The organism is Craurococcus roseus (genome assembly GCF_039523795.1).
Classification (GTDB): Bacteria; Pseudomonadota; Alphaproteobacteria; order Acetobacterales; family Acetobacteraceae; genus Craurococcus; species Craurococcus roseus.
Window position 1 is genome coordinate 1 of the sequence record NZ_BAAAFZ010000065.1, and the last position, 7,485, is coordinate 7,485.

Below are 7,485 nucleotides of genomic sequence, written 5' to 3' on the forward strand. Positions count from 1 at the left end.
GGCGCCGCCACCGGCGCGGCGCTGGACGGCCGGCGCGAGCGGCAGGACCGGGAAGCGGCGCGGTGACGCTCCGCCCCGACGTGCTGGCCGCCATCCTGGCGATGGCCGTGGCGACGTTCCTCTGCCGTGCCGGCGGCTACGCCGTGCTGCGCGTGGTCCGGCCGCCGCGCTTCGTGCAGGCGATGCTCAACCACCTGCCCGGCGCCATCTTCATCGCCTTCCTCGTCCCGGCCTTGGCCGGCGGGGGCTGGACCGCCTGGGCGGCGGCGGCGGCCACGGTCGCGGCGCAGATCGCCTTCCGCCGCATCGCGGTCTCCATCGCCGCGGGCGTCCTGTCGCTTTGGCTCCTCCGGGCCGCGACGGCCGGCGCCGCTTGAGGACGGGCCGCGACGCAGAACTCGGAGCGGGGAACGAAAAAAGTATGCCGCGCCTATGGGCCGGGATCGGCGAAGGCGGGCAAGGAAGCAGGCGCCGCCTCCCCCACCCGGCCTCAACCGAAGGGCAGCTTCAGCCCCGGTTCGTCCCACGCCATCGCCGCGAGCTTCCCCGTGGTCGAAAGGGTCACGAACGCCGTGCGCATCCCCTCGCCGCCGAAGCAGATGTTGGTCGGCATCCGCTCCGGCATGGGCGCCACGCGCAGGATCTCGCCGCGCGGCGACACGGCGGTGATCTCGCCCGACACCAGGGTCGCCACGCAGACGTTGCCCGCCGCCGTCACCGCCAAGCTGTCCAGCCGCCGGTAGCCGGGGAACTGGCACAGCACCCGCCCGCCGTTGGTGCTCGGCCAGGGCTCCTTCCTGAGCCGCCCCGGCTCCTCCACGTCCCAGGCCCAGAGCCGGCCCGTCTCGGTCTCCGCCACGTAGAGCACCGCGCCGTCGGGCGAGAGGCCGATGCCATTGGCGCCGCCGAAGACCGGGTAGGCCACCTCCACGATGCGCGAGCCGTCCGCCTCCGCCCAGTAGACGCCGCCGTGGTCGCGGTCGCGCCGGCGCACCTTGCCGAGGTCGGTGAACCAGAAGCCCCGGCGCGGGTCGAACACGATGTCGTTCGGGCCCTTCAGCGGGTTGTCGCCGCACCGGTCGTACAGCCGCTCCACCGCGCCGGTGGCCGGGTCGATGACCTCGATGCGCCCGCCGGAGTAGTCCGCCCCCTGCCCCAGCGGCCGGAGCATCCCCGCCTCCTCGTGCCAGGCGAAGCCGCCGTTGTTGCAGCAGAAGATCCGCCCGTCCGGCCCGAAAGCGATGCCGTTCGGGCCGCCGCCAGGCGTGGAAACGACGGTTTTGGTCCCGTCCGGCGCCACGCGGGTCAGGCGTCCGGCGGCGATCTCGACCAGGAGGACGCCGCCGTCGGGCAAGGCCACCGGCCCTTCCGGGAAACGGAGTCCGTCCGCCAGCACCCGCACGCCAGGCTCGCCCATGCCGCCCTCCTCCCCGTCGCGCGGGGATGATGCGGCCGGCTCACCGGCGGCGCCAGAGTTCCACGACGCCTTCGGTCCCCTGCACGGAGCCGGCTTCCTGGTAGCCTTGCTCGAGCGCCGCCTCGATCGCGTGCTGCGCGCTCCGCCGCACCTTGCGCCAGTGCGGCTGGGAAATGACCAGCAGGTAGGGCCGGCTGGCCAGCACGCGCGCCAGCTCGGCGTCGCTTTCCTGCCCCATGGCCCCCCCGTAGTCGCCCGCGAGCTGCTGCCAAAGCGGCATGCGCGTCGGCAGCGGCAGGTCGGCGAGGAAGTAGATGATCGGCTCGTAATTGACCACGAACGCGGTTTCGCCCGGCGGCACCAACCGGGAAACGGCCTCGGCCGCCGCGCGCGGCGGGTCCGGCAGGCGCAGCCCCACGCCGCGCCGGCCGAGGAGGGCCAGATGGTCCAGAACGGGCATGGAGGCGATGATGGCCACCACCCCGAGGAGCGCGACGCCGGGCCGGCGCGGCGCCATGCGGACCACCACCTCGCGCAGGCCGAGCGCGGCCGCGATGGAAAGCGGCGGCACCCACAGCAAGAAGTAGTGCGCGTAGAATTTGCCGGGCAGCACGATGCCGAGGGTGGCGCCGGCGAACCACAGCATGGTCGCCGCGACCAGCACGGCGTGCAGGTCCACGCGGCGGTGGCGGCGCAGCGCCAGGGCGGCGGCCGCGGCCGCGATCAGCAGCCACGCCATCTGCAACAGGCTGGCCAGGACGATCCGCAGCACCACCATGGCGTTCACGTCCGCGTCCTTCGCCACGTACAGCAGCGGGGCCACGAAGTTGGCGTGGAGGAACGCCGGGAGGTCCCCGCGCAGGGAGTACACCAGGGCCGTCGCCGCGGTGGGGAGCGCGCAGCCGGCGGCGAAGGCCAAGGCCCTCGGGAAGACGCCGGGCACGGGCATCCCGCCCTTCGAGACGGCCAGCGCCGTCAGGCCGAGGAAGGCCATGCAGGCTTCCGGCGCCGCCACCTGCTTGATCCAGAGGGCCACGCCGAAGCACAGGCCGATGGAGCCGAACCTGCCCGGCCCGGGCACCCGGCGCTCCTCCAGCAGGTCGCGCGCCGCGACCATGGCCAGGGCGAAGCCGGCGGTGACGAAGGGCGCGAACAGGATCTCCGTGTTGGTGGCGAGGCCGCCCGGGAGGACGCTGTGCGCCACGTAGAGGAGGCCGGCGGCGAGGCCGGTGGCGCGCCCGCACCGGGCCAGGACGGTGATGCGGAACAGCAGGAACCCCGTCGCCGCGACGAACAGCGCCCCCAGCAGCCGGACCGACGCGATGCTCTCGCCGAACGCCAGGAGGCCGGCGGCGATGATCGCGGGCGCGCCCACCGGGTGCATGTCCCACACCGCGACGTAGGGCCAGCCGCCGCGGAGCCATTCCCGCGCTTGCAGGAGGTACAGGCTCTCGTCGGGGTCGAGCACCGATGGGATGAAGCCGAAGCCGCGCGCCAAGAGGGCGGCCAGCACCATCCAGCCGGCACAGGCGGCGTCGGTGAGGGCCCAGGACAAGCGGGTGGGATGGTCGCCCGAGCCGGCCAGGGCGGAGGCGCGCGGAGGCGCGACGGCTTCTCGTCCGGCTTTCGACACCTGCACGCGCTTCCGCCCCGTCAAATTCGCCGCCAGGGGCCGCTGTGCCTACGCACCGGCCCGGCGCATGGGAGCTTTACCGCCCTTTGCGGCCGTTGGCTGCCGGCGCCTTCACGAGTTTCAAGATTCCCACGTAAAAGCTTCGGTGAGGTTTGCTCAAAACTCGCAACAAAGTCTCATTTCAATTGCCATATTTCAACCGGTCCGCGCTCTTCGGCCACGGTGTCCGCCAAAACGTAGTCCGCCCGCAAAGCCGCCGTCACCGTGCTGGCCGCCCTCGGCCGCAACTGCGGCCACCAGCCACGATCCACCACCACCAACCGCGGCCGGCTAGCCAGGACCCGTGACAGTTCCGCGTCCGTGTCGATGTCCGACACCTCCTCGAAGTCCCCGCTGAGGTGGGCGGGGAAGACGAAGCGGGTGGGCAACGCGGCCTTCGCCAGGAAGTAAACCACCGGGTGGTAGTTCACGATGAAGATCGGGTCGCCCGGGTCGGAGCGGAGTTCCACCGCCTCCGCCACCTCTTCCACGGGGTCGGGCTGCCAGATGCCGATGCCACGGTCGAGGCGGGGCGCCGCGTCGCTCCGCCACGCGTCCGCGGCGGTCACGCCGATGACGCCGGCGAAGGCCGCCGCCGCCAGCCGCGGCCGCGCCATCCGCGCCAAGCCCGCCGCGCCCAGCGCGCCCAGCACCGCCAGGGCGGGCAACCAGATCAGGAAGTAGTGCTGGTAGAAGTAGCCCGGCGCCGCGATGGCGAGCGTCCCCACCGCGAACCAAAGCAGCCCGACGCGCACCAGCAGCGTTTCCGGCGCCGCGGCGGCGGCGGCGCCCGGNNNCGCCGCCGCCGCGGCCCCGGAGCGCCGCCCCGATGCCGGCCAGAAGCATGAGCCAGAGCAGCGTGGCGACTGCGGCGGAGATGGGCTGCAAGGCCTCCCAAGGGCCGAGCCGCCCGAGCGAATAGCGAAACGGCGCGACGAAGAGGCTGTCCACGAACACGTCCAGCCCGCCGCGCAACCAATAGGCCAAGGCGAACAGCGCGGTGGGCAGCCCGCACAGGGCCGCGTAGGCGGCCGCCATGCCGAAGAACCGTCGCACCGGCAGGCTCCGCCGCCAAAGCGCGGGGAAGGCCAGCAGGGCGAAGGCGAGGCACCCTTCCAGCGCCACCACCTGCTTGATGGCGATCGCCGCGCCGATCAGGAGTCCCATGGCGCAGAGCTCGCGCCAGCGCGGCGCCCCTCCTTCCCGCACCGCGCGCGCCGCCGCGCCGGTCGCCAGCGCCATGGCCCCGGCCACGAAAGGGGCGAACAGGATCTCCGTGTTGGTGGCGAGGCCCCGGAGTTGCACCGTTTCCGCGATGTAGAGGAGGCCGGCGCCGACCCCGAGGCCCCGCCCGCCGCCGGCCGCCCGCACCAGCCCGTACAGGGCCCAACCCGTGGCGGCGGCGCACAGGACGCCGAGCAGCCGCACGGCGCCGACGCTTTCGCCGAAGGCCAAGAGGCTCAAGGCGATCATCGCCGGGCCGCCGACCGGGTGCATGTCCCACACCGAGATCAAGGGCCAGTCGCCGCGCAGCCAAGCCTGCGCCTGGACCAGGTAAAGCCCCTCGTCGGTGTCGATCACCGCTTGCAGGAGGCCCATGGCCCGGAACGCCAAGGAGGCCAGCAGCATCGCGGCCGGCACCGCCAAGGCCGCCGCGACCCGCCGCAACCGCGAAGGGGCGCGCGGCCACGGCCCGTCTGCGGGCGTCGCGGCGCCCGTCGCCGCCCCGACCGTCGGCGGGTGGCCGGCGGCGGCTTGGCGGGGCGCCGGGTGGTCGGCGATACGGGTGGTGACGTTCATGCTTTCCCACGGGGTCGCTGCCGGGCGCGGTCCGGCAAATGCCGCTCCCGACCCGGCGCCGCGGCGAGGGCGGCACGCCCGCGCGATGGGCGCTGCCGGCCGCGGCCTTGACGGGCCGCACGGCTTGGCCCGAGCGTCCGGCGATGGTCAACCCGCCCCCCGCCGACCGCCCTGCCCCCACCGGCATCGACCCGGTGACGCTGGCGGTGCTCGACAACCGGCTGCGGGCCATCGTGGAGGAGATGGGCGAGGCGATGCTGCGCTCGTCCTACTCCCAGATTCTCAACTCCTCCCGCGACTTCTCCATCGCGCTCTGCGACGCGGGGTGCCGGCTGGTGGCGCAGGCGGACCACATCCCGGTCCATGTCGGAGCCATGCCCTGGGCGGCGCGCGCGGTGGCCGACGCCTTCCCCGACGCGCGGGAGGGCGACACCTTCCTGCTCAACGACCCCTACCACGGCGGCAGCCACCTGCCCGACCTCACCATCCTCGTCCCCGTGTTCGCGGAGGGCGCGCTGCGCTTCTGGTCGGTGGTGCGGGCGCACCAGAGCGACATCGGCGGCGCCACCCACGGCGGCTACAACCCCGGCGCCACCGAGATCTGGCAGGAAGGCCTGCGCGTGCCGCCGATCCGCCTCGGCGAGGACGGCGGGCTGCGCGAGGACCTCCTGCGGATGCTGGCGGCCAACACCCGCATACCGCGCGACTTCCGTGGCGATCTCATGGCGATGGTCGGCGCCGCCCGCCTCGGCCGCGAACGCCTGTCGCCGTTGCTCGCGAAGCACAGCGCGGCGCGGCTGGACGCCGCGGTCGCCGCCATCCTCGACCTGTCGGAGCGCCACGCGCGGCGGATCGTGTCAACCTGGCCTGACGGGACCTGGAAGGGCGAGGCCTTCCTCGACGACGACGGCTTCGGGCGCGAGGACATCGCCATCCGCGCCACCGTGACCAAGCGCGGCGACGCGCTGAGGGTGGACCTGTCGGAGAGCGACGAGCAGGCGACGGGCTTCGTCAACTCCTCCTTCCCCAACATGCGCAGCGCCGTGTGCATGGCCTTCGCCTACCTGCTCGACCCGGAGGTGGCGAAGAACGACGGCGCTTTCCGCCCGCTGGAGGTGGTGGCGCGCGAGGGCACGATCGTGTGGGCGCGGGAGGGCGCGCCGGTGACGATGTGCACCTCCCACCCCTCCAACGAGATCGTGGAGGCGATCACCCGCGCCATGCAGCACTGCTGCCCCGAGCGCGCCACCGGCGGCTGGGGACGCCGCTTCCGCGTGGCGCTCCAGGGCCGCGACAAGCGCCGCCCGGGCCGCCCCTTCGTGTGGCACCTGTTCCACGCCCGCCCCGGCGGCGGCGGCAGTTCCGGGGGCGACGGCTGGTCCACCGCCGGCGAATGGCACTCCGCCGGCGGGTTGAAGTTCGGCAGCGTCGAAATGGCCGAGGCGCGCTTCCCCTTGCTGTTCGAGCGCCACGAATTCCTCCCCGGCTCGGCCGGCGACGGCAAGCACCGCGGCGGCTTCGGCGGCGACCTTTCCCTCCTGGTCGAGAGCGACGGCCTGTGCCGCGCCAACACCGCCGGCGACGGCGCCCGGCACGGCGCCGCGGGCATGGTCGGCGGGCAGGACGGCGCGCCGCACGACTACCGCCTCCGGCGCGCGGACGGCGAGGAGCGCAAGCTCCGCACCAAGGAGGTCGGCATCGCCGTGGAGCCCGGCGACCGCCTGCTGGTGCGCTCGGGCGGCGGCGGCGGTTGGGGCGACCCGGCGCAACGCGACCCGGAAGCGCGCGAGCGCGACCGGCGGGAGGGCATGGCGTGAGCGAGTACCGCATCGGCGTGGACGTCGGCGGCACCTTCACGGACGTGGTCGGCATCGCCGCCGACGGCACGGAAACGCTCGCCAAGGCCCCCAGCACGCCGCAAGACCAGAGCGAGGGCGTGCTCGCCGGCTTGGAGAACCTGGCGGCCGCGCTCGACCTCCCGCTCGCGGAGCTGCTCGGCCGCACCGCGCGCATCGTCCACGGCACCACCGTCGCCACCAACGCGCTCTTGGAGCGCCGCGGCGCCCGCGTCGCCATGCTCACCACCGAGGGCCACCGCGATGTGGTGGAGATGCGCGAAGGGCTGAAGCCCGAGCGCTACGACATGCGGCTGCCGCCGCCCGCTCCGCTGGTGCCTCGCCGCCTGCGCCTGCCCGTGCGCGAACGGCTCCGCGCCGACGGCTCGGTCCTCACGCCGCTCGACCGCGCCTCGCTCGACGCCGCCATCGCCGCGCTGCGGGAGGAGGCGGTGGAGTCGGTCGCCGTCTGCTTCCTCCACTCCTGGCGCGACAACCGGCACGAGCGGGAGGCCGCCGACGCGCTCCGCGCCGCCCTGCCCGGGCTGCACGTCACCCTCTCCTCCGAGGTGCTGCCGCAAATCAAGGAGTTCGAGCGCTTCAGCACGGCGGTGGTGAACGCCTATGTCGGCCCCGCGGTCGGCCGCTACCTCGACCGCTTGGCGACGCGGCTGGAAGGCGCTGGCTACCGCGGCCGGCTCTTCGTCATCCTCAGCCACGGCGGCGTCGCGCCCGTGGAGGAAGCGGCGCGCCTCGCCCCC

Annotated in this window: 6 protein-coding genes and 1 pseudogene; 3 read left to right on the forward strand and 4 right to left on the reverse strand. The window is 74.0% G+C overall.

Translation table 11 applies throughout. The annotated features are described in order from the left end of the window. The first annotated feature begins 62 nt into the window (after positions 1-62). A complete protein-coding gene (locus ABD067_RS20140) occupies positions 63-377 on the forward strand; it encodes an AzlD family protein (RefSeq protein ID WP_343897178.1) in 315 nt (104 codons plus the stop codon). 113 nt (positions 378-490) lie between these two features. On the opposite strand, the gene ABD067_RS20145 is transcribed toward ABD067_RS20140, so the two are convergent. From ABD067_RS20145 to ABD067_RS26490, 4 genes and pseudogenes are all read right to left on the reverse strand, one after another. Next, entirely contained in the window at positions 491-1,417 is a 927-nt protein-coding gene (locus ABD067_RS20145; protein ID WP_343897179.1) for an SMP-30/gluconolactonase/LRE family protein, read from the reverse strand. 40 nt (positions 1,418-1,457) lie between these two features. Continuing rightward, on the reverse strand, positions 1,458-3,050 hold the full coding sequence (locus tag ABD067_RS20150; protein ID WP_343897180.1) for an ArnT family glycosyltransferase: 1,593 nt from the start codon (positions 3,048-3,050) through the stop codon (positions 1,458-1,460). A gap of 176 nt (positions 3,051-3,226) precedes the next feature. After that, on the reverse strand, positions 3,227-3,844 hold the full coding sequence (locus tag ABD067_RS20155) for a hypothetical protein (protein WP_343897181.1): 618 nt from the start codon (positions 3,842-3,844) through the stop codon (positions 3,227-3,229). 265 nt (positions 3,845-4,109) lie between these two features. After that, positions 4,110-4,889, reverse strand: a pseudogene (locus tag ABD067_RS26490) (glycosyltransferase family 39 protein); the annotation flags it as partial. A 38-nt stretch (positions 4,890-4,927) separates the two neighbouring features. Between ABD067_RS26490 and ABD067_RS20160 the strand changes: the two are divergent. Further along, positions 4,928-6,706 (forward strand): hydantoinase B/oxoprolinase family protein, encoded by a 1,779-nt coding sequence (locus tag ABD067_RS20160; protein WP_343897182.1) that lies wholly within the window; start codon positions 4,928-4,930, stop codon positions 6,704-6,706. Then, positions 6,703-7,485: hydantoinase/oxoprolinase family protein (locus tag ABD067_RS20165; RefSeq protein ID WP_343897183.1), on the forward strand; the 783-nt coding region annotated here is incomplete at its 3' end. The genes ABD067_RS20160 and ABD067_RS20165, both read left to right, overlap by 4 nt.

Excerpts from the sequence above, each read along its gene's own strand:
- ABD067_RS20145 (WP_343897179.1), bottom strand. The coding sequence starts at position 1,417 with ATGGGCGAGCCTGGCGTGCGGGTGCTGGCGGACGGACTCCGTTTCCCG.
- ABD067_RS20160 (WP_343897182.1), top strand. The coding sequence starts at position 4,928 with ATGCCGCTCCCGACCCGGCGCCGCGGCGAGGGCGGCACGCCCGCGCGA.